Origin of the sequence: Streptomyces sp. cg35 (genome assembly GCF_050410835.1) — a bacterium.
GTDB lineage: Bacteria > Actinomycetota > Actinomycetes > Streptomycetales > Streptomycetaceae > Streptomyces.
Map to the genome: position 1 here is coordinate 3,068,117 of NZ_CP191268.1, position 14,957 is coordinate 3,083,073.

Annotated in this window: 13 protein-coding genes; 6 read left to right on the top strand and 7 right to left on the bottom strand. The window is 69.7% G+C overall.

The window, feature by feature from the left end; genetic code table 11:
• The first annotated feature begins 87 nt into the window (after window positions 1-87).
• Window positions 88-1,056: a diacylglycerol/lipid kinase family protein gene (locus tag ACQUQD_RS13995; protein WP_428952386.1), complete on the top strand. Its 969-nt coding sequence runs from the start codon at window positions 88-90 to the stop codon at window positions 1,054-1,056.
• A gap of 319 nt (window positions 1,057-1,375) precedes the next feature.
• The gene (locus tag ACQUQD_RS14000; protein WP_016639615.1) at window positions 1,376-1,633 is read left to right on the top strand and encodes a WhiB family transcriptional regulator; all 258 of its coding nucleotides are present in this window, start codon (window positions 1,376-1,378) and stop codon (window positions 1,631-1,633) included.
• 235 nt (window positions 1,634-1,868) lie between these two features.
• Here the strand turns inward: ACQUQD_RS14000 and ACQUQD_RS14005 are convergent, their stop codons facing one another.
• The 3 genes from ACQUQD_RS14005 to ACQUQD_RS14015 form a co-directional block, all read right to left on the bottom strand.
• Window positions 1,869-3,335: a sensor histidine kinase gene (locus ACQUQD_RS14005; RefSeq protein ID WP_428957555.1), complete on the bottom strand. Its 1,467-nt coding sequence runs from the start codon at window positions 3,333-3,335 to the stop codon at window positions 1,869-1,871.
• A 340-nt stretch (window positions 3,336-3,675) separates the two neighbouring features.
• Window positions 3,676-4,299, bottom strand: coding sequence for a TetR/AcrR family transcriptional regulator (locus tag ACQUQD_RS14010; protein WP_428952387.1), 624 nt, complete (start codon window positions 4,297-4,299; stop codon window positions 3,676-3,678).
• A 52-nt stretch (window positions 4,300-4,351) separates the two neighbouring features.
• Window positions 4,352-5,464 carry an SIS domain-containing protein gene (locus ACQUQD_RS14015; protein ID WP_428952388.1) on the bottom strand — a complete coding sequence of 371 codons (1,113 nt, stop codon included), beginning with the start codon at window positions 5,462-5,464 and terminating at the stop codon, window positions 4,352-4,354.
• Window positions 5,465-5,773: 309 nt separating this feature from the next.
• On the opposite strand from ACQUQD_RS14015, the gene nagB reads away from it, so the two are divergent.
• Complete coding sequence (gene nagB, locus ACQUQD_RS14020; protein ID WP_428952389.1) at window positions 5,774-6,559, top strand: glucosamine-6-phosphate deaminase; 786 nt, start codon at window positions 5,774-5,776, stop codon at window positions 6,557-6,559.
• A 99-nt stretch (window positions 6,560-6,658) separates the two neighbouring features.
• On the opposite strand, the gene ACQUQD_RS14025 is transcribed toward nagB, so the two are convergent.
• The 4 genes from ACQUQD_RS14025 to ACQUQD_RS14040 all read right to left on the bottom strand — a co-directional run bounded on the left by ACQUQD_RS14025 (window position 6,659) and on the right by ACQUQD_RS14040 (window position 11,351).
• Window positions 6,659-8,161 (bottom strand): glycoside hydrolase family 3 protein, encoded by a 1,503-nt coding sequence (locus ACQUQD_RS14025; protein ID WP_428952390.1) that lies wholly within the window; start codon window positions 8,159-8,161, stop codon window positions 6,659-6,661.
• Between the two features lie 9 nt (window positions 8,162-8,170).
• Window positions 8,171-9,001, bottom strand: a complete 831-nt coding sequence (locus tag ACQUQD_RS14030) for a carbohydrate ABC transporter permease (protein WP_428952391.1) — start codon at window positions 8,999-9,001, stop codon at window positions 8,171-8,173.
• Window positions 8,998-9,990, bottom strand: coding sequence for a carbohydrate ABC transporter permease (locus ACQUQD_RS14035; RefSeq protein ID WP_428952392.1), 993 nt, complete (start codon window positions 9,988-9,990; stop codon window positions 8,998-9,000). The genes ACQUQD_RS14030 and ACQUQD_RS14035 overlap by 4 nt, the downstream gene beginning before the upstream one ends.
• An 83-nt stretch (window positions 9,991-10,073) precedes the next feature.
• A complete protein-coding gene (locus tag ACQUQD_RS14040; protein WP_428952393.1) occupies window positions 10,074-11,351 on the bottom strand; it encodes an extracellular solute-binding protein in 1,278 nt (425 codons plus the stop codon).
• A 406-nt stretch (window positions 11,352-11,757) separates the two neighbouring features.
• Here ACQUQD_RS14040 and ACQUQD_RS14045 point away from each other — a divergent pair, with 406 nt between their 5' ends.
• From ACQUQD_RS14045 to ACQUQD_RS14055, 3 genes are all read left to right on the top strand, one after another.
• A complete protein-coding gene (locus ACQUQD_RS14045) occupies window positions 11,758-12,522 on the top strand; it encodes a GntR family transcriptional regulator (RefSeq protein WP_428952394.1) in 765 nt (254 codons plus the stop codon).
• Window positions 12,523-12,603: 81 nt separating this feature from the next.
• Complete coding sequence (locus ACQUQD_RS14050; protein WP_428952395.1) at window positions 12,604-14,763, top strand: carbon starvation CstA family protein; 2,160 nt, start codon at window positions 12,604-12,606, stop codon at window positions 14,761-14,763.
• Window positions 14,732-14,935 carry a YbdD/YjiX family protein gene (locus ACQUQD_RS14055; protein WP_428952396.1) on the top strand — a complete coding sequence of 68 codons (204 nt, stop codon included), beginning with the start codon at window positions 14,732-14,734 and terminating at the stop codon, window positions 14,933-14,935. Before ACQUQD_RS14050 ends, ACQUQD_RS14055 begins: the two co-directional genes overlap by 32 nt.
• The last annotated feature ends 22 nt before the right edge of the window (window positions 14,936-14,957 follow it).

The window sequence follows — 14,957 nt, forward strand, 5'->3', positions numbered from 1 at the left end:
CGCACCCCGGGCCCGGGCCCGCCGGACTCTTACCCGACTCCTACCTCGGTCTGGGCGCGATCAAGGCCGCTAGGTACCCTGCATCGCATGCGTGCACTTCTTGTGGTCAATCCAGCGGCAACCACCACCAGTGCGCGCACGCGCGATGTCCTGATCCACGCCCTGGCGAGCGAGATGAAGCTCGAGGCCGTCACCACGGAGTACCGCGGCCACGCCCGCGACCTGGGCCGGCAGGCGGCGGAGAGCAAGGACATCGAGCTGGTCGTCGCCCTCGGCGGCGACGGCACGGTCAACGAGGTGGTGAACGGGCTGCTGCACAACGGCCCCGACCTCGACCGCCTGCCGGGCCTGGCCGTCGTGCCCGGCGGCTCCACGAACGTCTTCGCGCGCGCCCTGGGGCTGCAGAACGAGCCCGTGGAGGCCACGGGGCAGCTCCTGGACGCCCTGCGCGAGGGCCGCGAGCGCACGGTGGGCCTCGGCCTCGCCGCGGGCACCACGGGCACGGAGGACGAGGCGGTCCCGTCCCGCTGGTTCACTTTCAGCGCGGGCCTCGGGTTCGACGCGGGTGTGGTCGGCCGGGTGGAGCAGCAGCGCGAGCGGGGCAAGCGTTCGACACATGCCTTGTATGTGCGACAGGTCGTGCGCCAGTTCCTCGGTGAGCCCGACCGCCGGCACGGCACGATCACGCTCGAACGCCCGGGCGAGGACCCGGTCACGGATCTGGTCGTCTCCATAGTCAGCAACACCTCGCCGTGGTCCTTCCTGGGCAACCGGCCGCTCTATCCGACGCCCCAGGCGTCCTTCGACACCGGCCTTGACGTGCTCGGACTCAAGAAACTGTCGACTCCCGCGGTGGCCCGCTACGGCACCCAGCTGCTGACGTCGACACCCGAACGCGGACCCCGCGGCAGGAACGCGGTCACGCTCCACGACCTCACCGACTTCACCTTGCATTCCAAGGTGCCGCTGCCCCTTCAGATGGACGGTGACCACCTGGGGCTGCGGACGAGCGTGACGTTCACAGGCGTACGCCGTGCACTGCGTGTGATTGTGTGAGTGGAAGGGCCCAAAGTCCTTTATCTCGAACGTTTGGGCCAGGCTCCACCCCATGGAAGTACGGCTGTGACCTAGCCGACACCGAGGAATCAAAAAAAACTTTCCAGAAGGGGTTGTATCCGCCGCCGAGGTTTGCGAATCTCTACATGGCACTCGGGACGGCCCGCAACATCGGCCCCACAGAGAGCCCGAATCCCCTCCTCAAAGCAACGGACCACCGTCGCCCATGTGACGTTCGGCCCTTCACTTGTTGAGGGATTCGTGAAAGCGTTCACATTCACAAGCAACCTGCACGTAATACCAAGGAGAGGTAGCAGCCATGGACTGGCGTCACAACGCCGTTTGCCGCGAAGAAGACCCCGAGCTCTTCTTCCCCATCGGCAACACTGGTCCTGCGCTGCTGCAGATCGAGGAAGCCAAGGCCGTCTGCCGCCGCTGCCCCGTCATGGAGCAGTGCCTGCAGTGGGCGCTCGAGTCCGGCCAGGACTCCGGCGTCTGGGGTGGCCTCAGCGAGGACGAGCGCCGCGCGATGAAGCGCCGCGCCGCTCGCAACCGGGCCCGTCAGGCCTCCGCCTGATTCCCCACCCCTCACGAGCCTGAGCCCGGCGGCGCGTACAGCGAGTACGCATCTCCCGCCCCCGAGCCGCAGCGCGCAGTACCCCCGATGCTCCCCCAGGCTCAGCCCGGGACATGACCCGAGCAACGCGAGCAGTGAGCCCCGGACCGTTCAACGGTCCGGGGCTCACTGCTGTTTGCTTCTGTGCAGCATCTCCACATCTGCGGGCGGGGTCACATGTGCGGATGTGGTGGAGCTACTTCTGGGTGCGTACCGGGATGTCGAGGACCACCTGGGTGCCGCGCTCGGGTGCGGGAACCATGTCGAACGTTCCGCCCAACTCGCCCTCCACCAACGTGCGTACGATCTGCAGCCCCAGATTGCCGGCCCGCTTCGGGTCGAAGTTCTCGGGCAGACCGACGCCGTCGTCCTGGACGGTGATCAGCAGGCGGGCGTCCTTGCTGGTGCCGCCGCGCACGGCCGAGACCTCGACGGTGCCGGTGTCGCCCTGGCGGAAGCCGTGCTCCAGCGCGTTCTGCAGGACTTCGGTCAGGACCATCGACAGCGGGGTCGCCACCTCGGCGTCCAGGATTCCGAAGCGGCCGGTGCGCCGCCCGGTCACCTGGCCCGGCGAGATCTCGGCGACCATGGCCAGCACCCGGTCGGCGATCTCGTCGAACTCCACGCGCTCGTCAAGGTTCTGGGAGAGGGTTTCGTGCACGATCGCGATGGAACCGACGCGCCGGACGGCTTCCTCCAGCGCTTCGCGCCCCCGGTCCGACTCGATGCGCCGGGCCTGGAGCCGGAGCAGCGCGGCCACGGTCTGCAGATTGTTCTTCACCCGGTGGTGGATCTCCCGGATGGTCGCGTCCTTGGTGATCAACTCCCGCTCGCGGCGCCGCAGTTCGGTGACGTCCCGCAGCAGGACCAGTGATCCGATGCGCGCGCCCTTGGGCTTGAGCGGGATCGCGCGCAGCTGGATCGACCCTTCCTCGCCCTCGATCTCGAACTCGCGCGGCGCCCACCCGCTGGCCACCTTGGCGAGCGCCTCGTCCACCGGGCCGCGGGACGGGGCCAGTTCGGCCGTGGTCCGGCCCAGGTGGTGTCCGACCAGATCGGCCGAGAAGCCCAACCGGTGGTACGCGGACAGGGCGTTCGGCGACGCGTACTGGACGACACCGTCGGCGTCGAGCCGGATCAGTCCGTCGCCCACGCGCGGGGAGGCGTCCATGTCCACCTGCTGCCCCGGGAACGGGAAGGAGCCGGCCGCGATCATCTGCGCCAGGTCGGAGGCCGACTGCAGATAGGTCAGCTCCAGGCGGGACGGCGTGCGGACGGTCAGCAGGTTCGTGTTGCGGGCGATGACACCGAGGACCCGGCCCTCCCTGCGTACGGGGATGGACTCGACCCGCACCGGGACCTCTTCGCGCCACTCGGGGTCGCCCTCGCGCACGATGCGGCCCTCGTCGAGCGCGGCGTCCAGCATGGGGCGGCGGCCGCGCGGCACCAGATGTCCGACCATGTCGTCCTGGTAGGACGTGGGCCCGGTGTTCGGACGCATCTGCGCCACGGAGACGTAGCGCGTGCCGTCGCGGGTGGGCACCCACAGCACGAGGTCGGCGAAGGAGAGGTCGGAGAGCAACTGCCACTCCGAGACCAGCAGGTGGAGCCACTCGAGGTCGGAGTCACCGAGGGCGGTGTGCTGGCGTACGAGATCGTTCATGGAGGGCACGAGCCGAGCGTACCCGGCGGCCGAACGGGCCCGAAAAGTCGGGAGGCTCCTGAAAAGACCGACGGGCCGCGGCGCCGGGGGTCGGGACCCTCAACCCTTTCCCTGGCACCGCAGCCCTTCAGGTGCATCGGCTTCCAGGTGTGCGGTTCCCGGGTGCCGATCGAGGATCCGCCGCAGTCAGGGCAGAGAGCGCGGAACCTCTGTCCGTCCTCCTGTGCGGGGAGGGCGGAGGTCTTCATTACGCATTGTGGACTAGACCATTCTCCCATGTCTATGCGTCGGCAGAGGTTTGTTGTCGTCGTTTCCTCCGAGCCCGCGGGGGCGCCCGTCCTCACTCACGGGTGCCGGGGCGCGTCGGTTCACCGCCCGGCCAGGCGGCCATCGCGAGGCCGGCGATCGACTCCAGCTCGGCCCTGCTCGCGCCGTCCCGCGACTGCTGGGACATGCCCTGGAAGACGGCTCCCACGAAGCGGGCGAGCGCCGCCGCGTCGGTGTGCTCCGGCAGCTCGCCGGCGGCCACCCCCCGGCGCAGCCGGTCCTCGATGGCGCCGAGGCTGGCGCCGCGCTGCTTGCGCAGGGCCTGCTCGACCTCGGGGGTCGCGCAGTTCGCCGCGGCGTGGATCACGAGGCAGCCGTGCGGATGGGACGGGTCGGTGAACTCGTCGGCCGCCTCCCGCAGCAGTCGCTCGACGGCGCCGCGGGCCGTGGGCTCCTCGGTCAGGGCGCGGCCGGGCCGGGAGCCGTGCGTGACGGCGTAGACCCGCACGACCTCCTCGAACAACGACCGCTTGTCACCGAAGGCGGCGTACAGACTGGGGGCGCCGATGCCCATCTCGCGGGTCAGGTCGGAGACCGAGGTCGCCTCGTACCCGTGTTCCCAGAAGGCCCGCATGGCCTTCTCCAGGGCGGCATCCCGGTCGAAGGAGCGGGGCCGTCCGCGCTGCTTGGTCGCCATGGGGCGAATTCTATAGCGCCCGCTAGAAAACGAGGGCGGGCGTGGGGCCCCGCTACCGCGTCTCCGTGACCTTCGCGAGGGCCCGCGGCGCGTCCGGGTCCTGACCCCGGGCGATGGTCACCTCGTACGCGAGGCGTTGCAGCGGCAGGATCTCCAGCACCGGCTGCAGCTCCTCCGGCACCCCTGCGGTCGGCAGGACGAACCCGGCGGAGGCCTGAGCCACCTGCGCCTCGGGGCCGATCACCACCAGGTCGGCGCCGCGCCCGCGCAGCCGGTCGAGCACCGGCTGGAGCGCGAGCCCGCCCGGGCCGTCGGTCACCACGGCGATGACCGGGGAGACGTTGTCGACCATGGCGAGCGGGCCGTGCAGCAGATCGGCGCCGGAGTACGAGAGAGCCGGGATGTAGCTGGTCTCCATGAGCTTCAGGGCCGCTTCCTTGGCGGTCGGATAGCCGTAGCCGCGGGAGGTGATCACCATGCGGTCGGCGAAGCGGTAGCGGGCGGCGAGGGTGCGGACCTCGTCCTCGCGGGCGATCAGGTCGGCGGCGAGACCGGGCAGCACGGCGGCGGCCGACCCGTCGCCGCCGCGCAGCCCTTCGACGAAGAGGTACAGCGCGAGCAGCGCGGCGGTGTACGTCTTGGTCGCGGGGAGCGCCTTCTCCGGTCCGGCGAGGACGTCGATGTGGTGCTCGCAGACGGCGGCGAGCGGGGAGTCCGGGTTGTTGGTCACGGCGAGGGTGATCGCGCCGGCCCGGCGGGCGGCCTTCGTCGAGGCGACCAGGTCGGGCGAACCACCGGACTGGCTGACGATGATCACGAGGACGTCGCGCAGATCGGGCCGGGCTCCGTAGGCCGTCGTGGTGGACATGGAGGTGAGGCCGCAGGGCAGGCCGAGCCGGATCTCGAGGAGGTACTTGGCGTAGAGAGCGGCGTTGTCCGAGGTGCCGCGGGCGGCGAGCAGGACGAAGCGGGGGCCGCGGGCGGCGACCTGACGGGCGACCTCCCGGATGCGCGGGGCGCCGGTGTCGAGGAGGCGGCGCAGCACGTCGGGCTGTTCGCGGATCTCGCGGGACATGATCCGCCCGGGCCGCTCCCCCTCCGGCTCCCGCGACAAAGTATCCGACGGCCGGTCCTGTGGGGGTGGGGTGTCTGGCGTGGCGGACATGCGGGCACCTCCTGTGGGTGGGCGCGGGCCCCCGGGCCACGTGGTCCGGGCGCCTTCGGCACCTTCCACTGTGAACGCCCGCCGTCCGGCCCGCCCAGCGGAGCGGCCCCGGGGTGCGGCGCGGGTGCCGGGCGACCGGGCCCCCGCCGTTCCCCGACGCCCGGCCCCTCGACATGCCGAGCACCGGCGCAGCGCCGAGCATGGACGCAATGGGGCCCGCGCGGGGCCTGACCGGCTGGGGTTCGCTCTGCTAGATTGGTCTATACCACATTCCCCTCAGTCTCCTCCGACCAGAACGGCAGGCCCAGCGTGGAAGTTGTGATCGTTCCGGACGCCAAGGCAGGTGGCGAGCTGATCGCCGAGGCCATGGCCCAGCTGCTGCGGCGCAAGCCCGACGCGTTGCTCGGCGTGGCCACCGGCTCGACCCCGCTGCCCATCTACGAGGCGCTGACGGCCAAGGTGCGCGCCGGTGAGGTCGATGCGTCGAAGGCCCGCATCGCCCAGCTCGACGAGTACGTGGGGCTGCCGACCGGGCACCCCGAGTCGTACCGGGCGACCGTGCTGCGCGAGGTCGTGGAGCCGCTCGGGCTCGACGAGGGTTCCTTCATGGGCCCGGACGGCAGCGCGGACGACGTGCAGGCGGCGTGCGTGGCGTACGACAAGGCGCTCGCCGAGGCGGGCGGCGTCGACCTGCAGCTGCTCGGCATCGGCACCGACGGGCACATCGGGTTCAACGAGCCGTGCTCGTCGATCGCCTCCCGGACCCGGATCAAGACGCTGACCGAGCAGACCATCACGGACAACGCGCGGTTCTTCGACGGTGACCTGAGCCAGGTGCCGCGGCACGTCATCACGCAGGGCATCGGCACGATCCTGGAGGCCCGGCACCTGGTGCTGCTGGCCACCGGCGAGGGCAAGGCGGACGCCGTGGCGGCGACCGTCGAGGGGCCGGTCGCCTCGGTCGTGCCGGCGTCGGCGCTGCAGCTGCACCCGCACGCGACGGTCGTCGTCGACGAGGCGGCGGCGTCCAAGCTGAAGCTCGCGGACTACTTCCGGCACACGTACGTGAACAAGCCGGAGTGGCAGGGCCTGTAAGCCAGGCGTGTAAGCCGGCCCGGACCACTGCGTCGGACACAGAGAAGGTGCCGGTCACCCCGAGCGGGGTGACCGGCACCTTCTCTGTGTCCCGGGCCGCTAGCCGGCGACGATGACCTCCGCGGCGGCGATCCCGCACACCCGTGCCGCGCCGTGCGTGGCGATGTGCAGCGCGCCCCGCGGCGGGGCCTGCGGCACGCCCATCTCCACGACCACCGTGTCCGGGCGCGCGGCGAGCAGGGTGTCCAGGGCCCCGGCCATCCACGCGTGACGGTGCTCGTCGCGGACCACGGCGACGATGCGCTGTTCGCCCGCCGCGGCCAGTGCGGCCGCGCCCGCGTCCGGGCCCGTGTAGGAGCCGGTGGTGGTGCCGGGCAGGAGCCGCTCGAGTTCGGCGGCGACACCCCAGGGGGTCTCGTCGCCGACCGCGATGTTGGCGACCGGCGAGAAGGCCGCGACGTGCACGGGGTCCAGCACCGGCGGGGCGTAGCCGTCGCGGGTCACGGTGACCGCGCGACGGGCCGCGACCAGGCCGACCTCGGTGCCGGACGCGCCCCCCGACGCGCCCGCCGACCGCTCGGCCCGGCCCGCCGCCGCGGTCCACTCCGCCAGGGCACGCACCCGGGCGGCGGCGTCCGCGAGCCGTTCCTCGGGCAGTTCGCCGGTGCGTACGGCGGTGACGAGGGCGTCCCGCAGCCGGTTCACCGTCTCCTCGTCGGAGAGGCCGCCGCCCACGCAGATGGCGTCGGCCCCGGCGGCGATGGCGAGCACGCTGCCGCGCTCGATGCCGTACGTCGAGGAGATGGCCTGCATCTCCATGCCGTCGGTGACGATGAGGCCGTCGTAGCCGAGTTCCTCGCGGAGCAGACCCGTGAGGATGCGGCGGGACAGGGTCGCCGGGCGGTCCGGGTCCAGGGCCGGGACCAGGATGTGGGCGCTCATCACGGCCCGGCTGCCCGCCGCGATCGCCGCGCGGAACGGGGCGAGGTCGCGGGCGTGCAGCACGTCGAGGCCGACGTCGATGAGCGGCATGTCGTGGTGCGAGTCGACGCCCGTGTCGCCGTGCCCGGGGAAGTGCTTGGTGCAGGCGGCGACGCCGGCGGCCTGCATGCCCTCCACGTACGCGGCGGTGTGCCGGGCCACGAGCGAGGTGTCGGCGCCGAAGGAACGGACGCCGATGACCGGGTTGTCGGGGTTGGCGTTGACGTCGGCGGACGGCGCCCAGTTGAGGTTGACGCCGCACTCGGCGAGGCGGCGGCCGAGCTCGTGGGCGACGGCACGGGTGAGGTCCACGTCGTCGACGGCGCCGAGGGCGTGGTTGCCGGGGAACGAGGAGCCCGTACGGACCTCGAGGCGGGTGACGTCGCCGCTCTCCTCGTCGATGGCGACGAGGAGGTCACCGCGTTCCGCCTTCAACTGGGCGGTCAGGGCGGCCACTTGCTCGGCGGTCTGGATGTTGCGGCCGAAGAGTCCGACCGACGCGAGGCCCTCACCGAGGCGGCGCAGCAGCCAGTCGGGGGCGGTGGTGCCGGTGAAGCCCGGCTGCAGGACGGTCAGCGCGTCGCGGGTGAGCGTGTCGGTGCCGCTGGTGAGAGTGGTCATCAGGTGGCGTTATCCCTTCACGGCGCCGGAGGTGAGGCCGCTGACGGCCTTGCGCTGCAGGAAGACGAAGAGGATGAGGATCGGGATCGCGAAGAGCGAGGACGCCGCCATCGTCGCACCCCAGTCGTCACCGAAGGCGGTGCGGAACTGGGAGATCCACAGCGGCAGCGTCTGCTTCTCGACGGCCTTGTTGAGGATCAGGACGAGCGGGAACTCGTTCCAGGCGGTGATGAAGCCGAACAGCGAGGTGGCCATCAGGCCGGGCGCGAGCAGCGGGAAGATCACCTTGATGAAGGCCTGCGGCCGGGTGCAGCCGTCGACCATCGCGGACTCCTCCAGCTCCTTGGGCACCGCGGCGACGTAGCCGCGCAGCGTCAGGATCGTGAAGGGCAGCACCATCATCATGTAGAAGACGGTGAGCGGGACCAGGCTGTCCAGCATGTCGTTGTCGCGGACCAGCATGTAGATCGCGATGACCATGACCTCCCAGGGGGCCATCTGCGCGATCATGAAGACGATGATGAAGCCGCGCCGTCCCTTGAACCGCATGCGGGCCAGGGCGAAGGACGCGAACAGCGCGATGATCAGGGAGAAGACCACCGAGAGGATCGTCACGGTGAGCGAGTTGCCCACCAGGGTCCAGAAGTGGTCGGCGTGGATCGCCTTGTCGAAGTGGTCGAGCGTGACGTTCGTCGGGATCCAGACCGGACTGTCCGTGACGATGTCGTTCGTCGGCTTGAAGGCCGTGGCGAACATCCAGTAGACGGGGAAGGCGAAGACGACGAACAGGGCGACGGCGACCGTCCCCGGCCAGATCCGTCCGACGAGTGAGCGCCTCACAGCTCGTCCTCCTCTTGCTTGAGCACCAGACGCAGGTAGTACGAGGTGAGCGCGAGCAGCACCAGGATCGTCAGGAACGCGATGGCGGAGCCCATGCCGAAGTGCTGGTTGCCGAAGCCCTCGACGAAGGCGTAGATGGGCAGGGTCTCGGTGAGGCGGTCAGGACCGCCCTCGTTCATCGCGAAGATCTGCGGGAACGCCTTGAAGACCCAGATGACCTCGAGGAACGTCGTGGCCAGCAGGAACGGCTTGAGGAACGGGAAGGTCACCGAGGTGAACGACTTCCACGTGCCGGCACCGTCCAGCGAAGCGGCCTCGTACAGCTCCTTGGGGATGGTGGTCGTGGCGGCGTACAGGTTGATCGCCACGAACGGGATCGACTGCCAGACGATGAGGAGCGTGACCACCGAGAAGGTGGACAGCTGGGTGGCGAGCCAGTTGTGGTCCGCCATGGAGTGCCAGCCGAGCGAGTCCAGCACGGAGTTGATGACACCGAAGCGCTGGGCGAACAGCCACTGGAAGACGGTGGTCGCGGCGAGCACCGGCATGGCCCACGCGAGCACCAGGCCGAACAGCAGCAGCAGGCGCATCTTCTTGCCGAGCCGGGCGAGCAGCAGGCCCACCAGGGTGCCGAGCAGCATGATCAGCACCACGTTGACCGCGGTGAAGATCACCGAGCGGAGGACGACCCGCCAGAAGTCCGAACTGCCCAGGACCTCTTTGTAGTTCTCGACCCCGTTCCACTCGGTCAGGTGGAGGATCAGCTGGCGCGGATTGAGGTTCTGGAACGACAGCATGCCGTTCTTCACCAGGGGCCAGCCCAGCAGGACGATCGTGGCCACCAGGGCGGGCAGCAGCAGGAGGTAGGGGGCGGGCGCGCCCTTGCGTCGTTTCTCGCCGGATCCCTCCGGCCTGCGCGGGGGCGGCGCCTCGGTCTTGCGGACACCGGTCACCCCGGCCGTGTCCGTGCCTTCAGTCTGCACTGACATGACTCGCCATCTCTTCCGTGGCCGTACGGTCGACACGCCTGTGCCGGGGGCACCCCGTCAGGGGCGCCCCCGGCCGAGGGTGATCAGTTCTTCTGCGCGAGGCGCTTGTTGATCTCGCCCTCGACGGACTTGGCGGCTTCCTCCGGCGACTTGCCGTTGAGCACCGCGGTCATGTAGCTCTTGATCGGGTTCGGGGTGTTCTCCACCGCGGCCCACTCGGGGATCAGCGGGGTGGTGCCACCCACCGCGGCGCCCGGAGCGGCGGCCTCGGCGACGGCGTTGCCCTTGAGGTTGGACTCGAGCGACGTCTTGTTCGGGATGACACCGCTCTCCTTGGCGAGCCCGCCCTCGAACTTGTCGGACAGCGCCAGCTTCAGGAACTCCTTGGCCAGCTCCTGCTTCTTGCTGCCCGCGGCGACGGCGAGGTTCGAGCCGCCGAGGAAGACGCCCTCGGGCTTGTCGGCCGTCTCACCCGGGATGGTGAAGTAGCCGATGTCCTTCTCGACCTTCTTGTTGGCCGCGATGGCGGTGCCGCCCTCCCAGCCCATGCCGATGAAGGCGCCGACGTTGCCCTTGGCGAAGACCTCGGCCTGCTGCGGGGTGGCCTCGTCCTTGTCCTTGGGGGCCTTGGAGTAGGAGGCGTACTTCTTGTAGATCTCCATGGCCTTGGTGACCTTCGGGTCGCCCAGGTTGGAGACGTACTTGTCGCCTTCCTTCTTCACCAGGTCGGCACCCTGGCCGATGGTCAGGCCGTCGAAGAAGTACCAGTTCTGACCGGGCAGGTAGATCGGCTCGGCCTTGGTCTTCTTGCCGATGGCCTCGAGGTCCTTGTAGAACTCGTCGCGCGTCTTCGGGGTGTCCTTGATCCCGGCGTCGGCCCAGACCTTCTTGTTGTAGACGACGACGCGGTTGGCGAAGTACCACGGCGCGGCGTACTGCTTGCCCTCGTAGACCGAGGACTTGGAGACGGACTCGGTCCAGTCCGAACCGATCTCCTCCTTGAGGTCGCTCAGGTCGGCGAGGCCGCCGGTGGCCGCGTAGGCGGGGGTCTGGGTGTTGCCGACCTCGATGACGTCCGGCGGGGTCGACTCCGACAGCGCGGTCGTGATCTTCTGCTGGATGCCGTCCCACTTCTGGGTCTCGAACTTCAGCTTGGCGCCGGTCTTCTTCTCGAAGGCGGCCGTGAGGTCCTTGGTCCAGTTCGGCGGCGTCGAGCCGTCCATGGCCCAGACCGTCAGGGTCTGGCCCTTGAAGCTGTCCGGGCCCGCCTTGCTGCCGCTGTCACCGTCGTCGCCCCCACAGGCCGCGACCGCGGACATCATCGCCGCGACGCCGACGGCCGCAATGAGCTTGCGCTTCATGTCACCCTCCTCAGGGATGCCTGAACCCCCCACCCACAGCGATGACATACGGCGAGTACGCAACATACGTACGCGGATACGGCTGATGGGACTGGGACCTGGCCACTAATGGTGTAGACCAGTACCGGGAGCTTGGCCCAGACCAATAAGCGTGTCAAGAGTGGCCGAGAAAGGTCCGTGCGTCCGTTATCGGAACGACACCCGCCCATCGCGGCACGGGTGTTGAGCGGAAATGAGGGACCGCTCCCACCGCCCGGCAGCGTGGACTAGACCAGACGGTCACCGGACGGTATAAGGAGGGATCACGGAGCGTGCGGGGAGTCCCCCGCAGCGAGCCGTGCCACGATGTGAGCCGTGACCGACGGGTACGCCGGTCGCATCGGCACCGGAGCCGGGAAGGCGGAGCATGAGCACCGACGTCAGCAGTGCGGAGAACGAGAGCGGGGCGCCCGTCCGTACCGCACGCGTGCCCAAGTACTACCGCCTGAAGAAGCACCTCCTCGACATGACGGAGACCCTGCCGCCCGGCACGCCGGTGCCGCCGGAGCGCACGCTCGCCGCCGAGTTCGACACCTCCCGCACCACCGTCCGCCAGGCCCTGCAGGAGCTGGTCGTCGAGGGCCGGCTGGAGCGCATCCAGGGCAAGGGCACCTTCGTCGCCAAGCCCAAGGTGTCACAGGCCCTCCAACTCACCTCGTACACCGAGGACATGAGGGCGCAAGGCCTGGAGCCGACCTCGCAGCTGCTCGACATCGGGTACGTCACCGCCGACGACACGCTCGCCGGGCTCCTCGACATCTCCGCAGGTGGACGCGTGTTGCGCATCGAGCGGCTGCGGCTGGCCAGCGGCGAGCCGATGGCCATCGAGACGACGCACCTCTCGGCCAAGCGCTTCCCGGCGCTGCGCAGGTCGCTCGTCAAGTACACGTCCCTCTACACGGCGCTGGCCGAGGTCTACGACGTCCACCTCGCCGAGGCCGAGGAGACCATCGAGACATCGCTGGCCACACCGCGCGAGGCCGGCCTGCTCGGCACCGACGTGGGCCTGCCGATGCTGATGCTCTCCCGCCACTCCATCGACGGCTCGGGCCAGCCGGTGGAGTGGGTGCGCTCGGTGTACCGGGGCGACCGCTACAAGTTCGTGGCGCGCCTCAAGCGGCCCATGGACTGAACGGCTCCGCACGCGGTGTAGCGCGGCTCACCTTTCTGCCCTACGGTCCTCCCGTCGTCGCATGGACGGGAGGACGCACACGTGCGTACCGGATCTCGCCGCTCTCCGCGCACCATCGCCCTGTGGACCCTTGTCGCGCTCGTCGGCGCGGCCGGCTGGTCCGTGCTCGCCCTCTCCCGCGGCGAGGAGATCTCCGCCGCGTGGATGGTGGCCGCCGCCCTCGGCTCGTACGCCATCGGCTACCGCTTCTACGCGAAGTTCATCGCGCACAAGGTGCTGCGGGTGGACGCTCGCCGGGCCACGCCCGCGGAGCGGCTGAACAACGGCATCGACTTCCACCCGACCGACCGGCGCGTGCTGCTCGGCCACCACTTCGCCGCCATCGCCGGGGCCGGACCGCTCGTCGGACCCGTGCTCGCCGCGCAGATGGGGTATCTGCCGGGGACGATCTGGATCATCGTCGGCGTCATCTTCGCGGGCGCGGTCCAGGACATGGTCGTGCTGTTCTTCTCCACCCGGCGCGACGGGCGTTCGCTGGGGCAGATGGCGCGCGAGGAGATCGGCCCGTTCGGCGGGGCCGCCGCGCTGCTCGCCGCGTTCGCCATCATGATCATCCTGCTCGGGGTGCTCGCGCTGGTGATCGTGAACGCGCTGGCCGCGTCCCCCTGGGGCACCTTCTCCATCGCGATGACGATCCCGATCGCGCTGTTCATGGGGTTCTACCTGCGGGTGCTGCGGCCCGGGCGGGTGAGCGAAGTCTCCCTGATCGGCGTCGCGTTGCTGCTGTTCGCGCTCGTCGCGGGGCGCTGGGTCGCCGAGTCGTCCTTCGCGGACACCTTCACGCTCGCGCCGTCGACGCTGGTGATCTGGCTGGTGGCGTACGGCTTCGTCGCCTCGGTGCTGCCGGTGTGGATGCTGCTCGCGCCGCGCGACTACCTGTCGACCTTCATGAAGCTGGGCACGATCGCGCTGCTGGCCGTCGGGGTCGTCGTCACGCTGCCGACACTGAAGATGGACTCCGTCACCGGCTTCGCCTCGCGCGGGGACGGGCCGGTGTTCGCGGGGTCGCTGTTCCCGTTCGTCTTCATCACCATCGCGTGCGGCGCGCTCTCCGGGTTCCACGCGCTCATCGCGTCCGGCACGACGCCGAAGATGATCCAGAAGGAGACGCAGGTCCGGATGATCGGCTACGGCTCCATGCTGATGGAGTCGTCCGTGGCCGTGATGGCGCTCGTCGCGGCCTCGATCATCGACCCGGGGCTCTACTTCGCCATGAACGCCCCGGCCGGCGTCATCGGCGACACCGTGCAGTCCGCGTCGCAGGCCGTGGCGAACCTGGGCTACTCGATCTCACCTGCGGAGCTGGCGCGGGCGGCCCAGCAGGTCGAGGAGTCGAGCCTGCTGTCCCGTACGGGCGGTGCGCCGACCCTCGCCGTCGGCGTCTCAGAGATCTTCTCGAAGGTGACCGGGGACGGACTGCGCGCCTTCTGGTACCACTTCGCGATCATGTTCGAGGCGCTGTTCATCCTGACCGCGCTCGACGCCGGGACACGCGTGGGCCGCTTCATGCTCCAGGACATGCTCGGCAACGTGTACAGGCCGTTCAAGAACGTGAGCTGGAAGCCCGGCCTGCTGCTCACCAGCGCCCTCGTGGTCGCCCTGTGGGGCTACTTCCTCTGGGTCGGCGTGCACGAACCGCTCGGCGGGATCAACCAGCTCTTCCCGATCTTCGGCATCGCCAACCAGCTGCTCGCCGCGGTGGCGCTGACCGTCTGCACCACGCTGCTGGTGAAGTCCGGGCGGCTCAAGTGGGCCTGGATCACCGGGATCCCGCTCGCCTGGGACGCCACCGTCACCCTGACCGCGAGCTGGCAGAAGGTCTTCTCCGGCGATCCGCGCGTCGGGTTCTTCCAGCAGCGCTCGGACTACCAGGACGCCATCGACGCGGGGAAGGTCCTGCCGCCCGCCCGGACCATGGACGACATGCACACCGTCGTCACCAACTCCACGGTGGACGGCGTCCTTTCGGCCGCGCTCGCCGTGCTCGTCGTCGTGGTGATCGTGGACGCGGCACGGGTGTGCCTGAGGCACGTACGGGATCCGGAATCGTCGAAACTCAGCGAGGCACCGTACGTCGAGTCCACGCTGATCGCACCGGCCGGGCTCGTCCCCAGCCGGCAGGAGAAGGCGGAGATGAAGGAGGCGCGCGATGCCGGCATCGGTGCTGCTTCGGGTGGTTAGACATGTGCGCTGGTACGTACGTGAGTTGACGGACGAATCGGCGTACGAGCGCTATGTCGCGCACGCGCGCTCCGCGCACCCGGGTGCCTCCGTGGCCTCGCGGCGCGAGTTCGAGCGCATGCGGACGGACCGCCAGGAAAAGGACCCGGGGCGCGGGTTCCGCTGCTGTTGAGGGTAAAGAGCTCGTCCGTTAT

Excerpts from the sequence above, each read along its gene's own strand:
- ACQUQD_RS14040 (WP_428952393.1), bottom strand. The coding sequence starts at position 11,351 with ATGAAGCGCAAGCTCATTGCGGCCGTCGGCGTCGCGGCGATGATGTCC.
- ACQUQD_RS14025 (WP_428952390.1), bottom strand. The coding sequence starts at position 8,161 with ATGACCACTCTCACCAGCGGCACCGACACGCTCACCCGCGACGCGCTG.
- ACQUQD_RS13995 (WP_428952386.1), top strand. The coding sequence starts at position 88 with ATGCGTGCACTTCTTGTGGTCAATCCAGCGGCAACCACCACCAGTGCG.
- ACQUQD_RS14035 (WP_428952392.1), bottom strand. The coding sequence starts at position 9,990 with ATGTCAGTGCAGACTGAAGGCACGGACACGGCCGGGGTGACCGGTGTC.
- ACQUQD_RS14005 (WP_428957555.1), bottom strand. The coding sequence starts at position 3,335 with ATGAACGATCTCGTACGCCAGCACACCGCCCTCGGTGACTCCGACCTC.
- ACQUQD_RS14045 (WP_428952394.1), top strand. The coding sequence starts at position 11,758 with ATGAGCACCGACGTCAGCAGTGCGGAGAACGAGAGCGGGGCGCCCGTC.
- ACQUQD_RS14055 (WP_428952396.1), top strand. The coding sequence starts at position 14,732 with ATGCCGGCATCGGTGCTGCTTCGGGTGGTTAGACATGTGCGCTGGTAC.
- ACQUQD_RS14000 (WP_016639615.1), top strand. The coding sequence starts at position 1,376 with ATGGACTGGCGTCACAACGCCGTTTGCCGCGAAGAAGACCCCGAGCTC.
- ACQUQD_RS14010 (WP_428952387.1), bottom strand. The coding sequence starts at position 4,299 with ATGGCGACCAAGCAGCGCGGACGGCCCCGCTCCTTCGACCGGGATGCC.
- ACQUQD_RS14015 (WP_428952388.1), bottom strand. The coding sequence starts at position 5,464 with ATGTCCGCCACGCCAGACACCCCACCCCCACAGGACCGGCCGTCGGAT.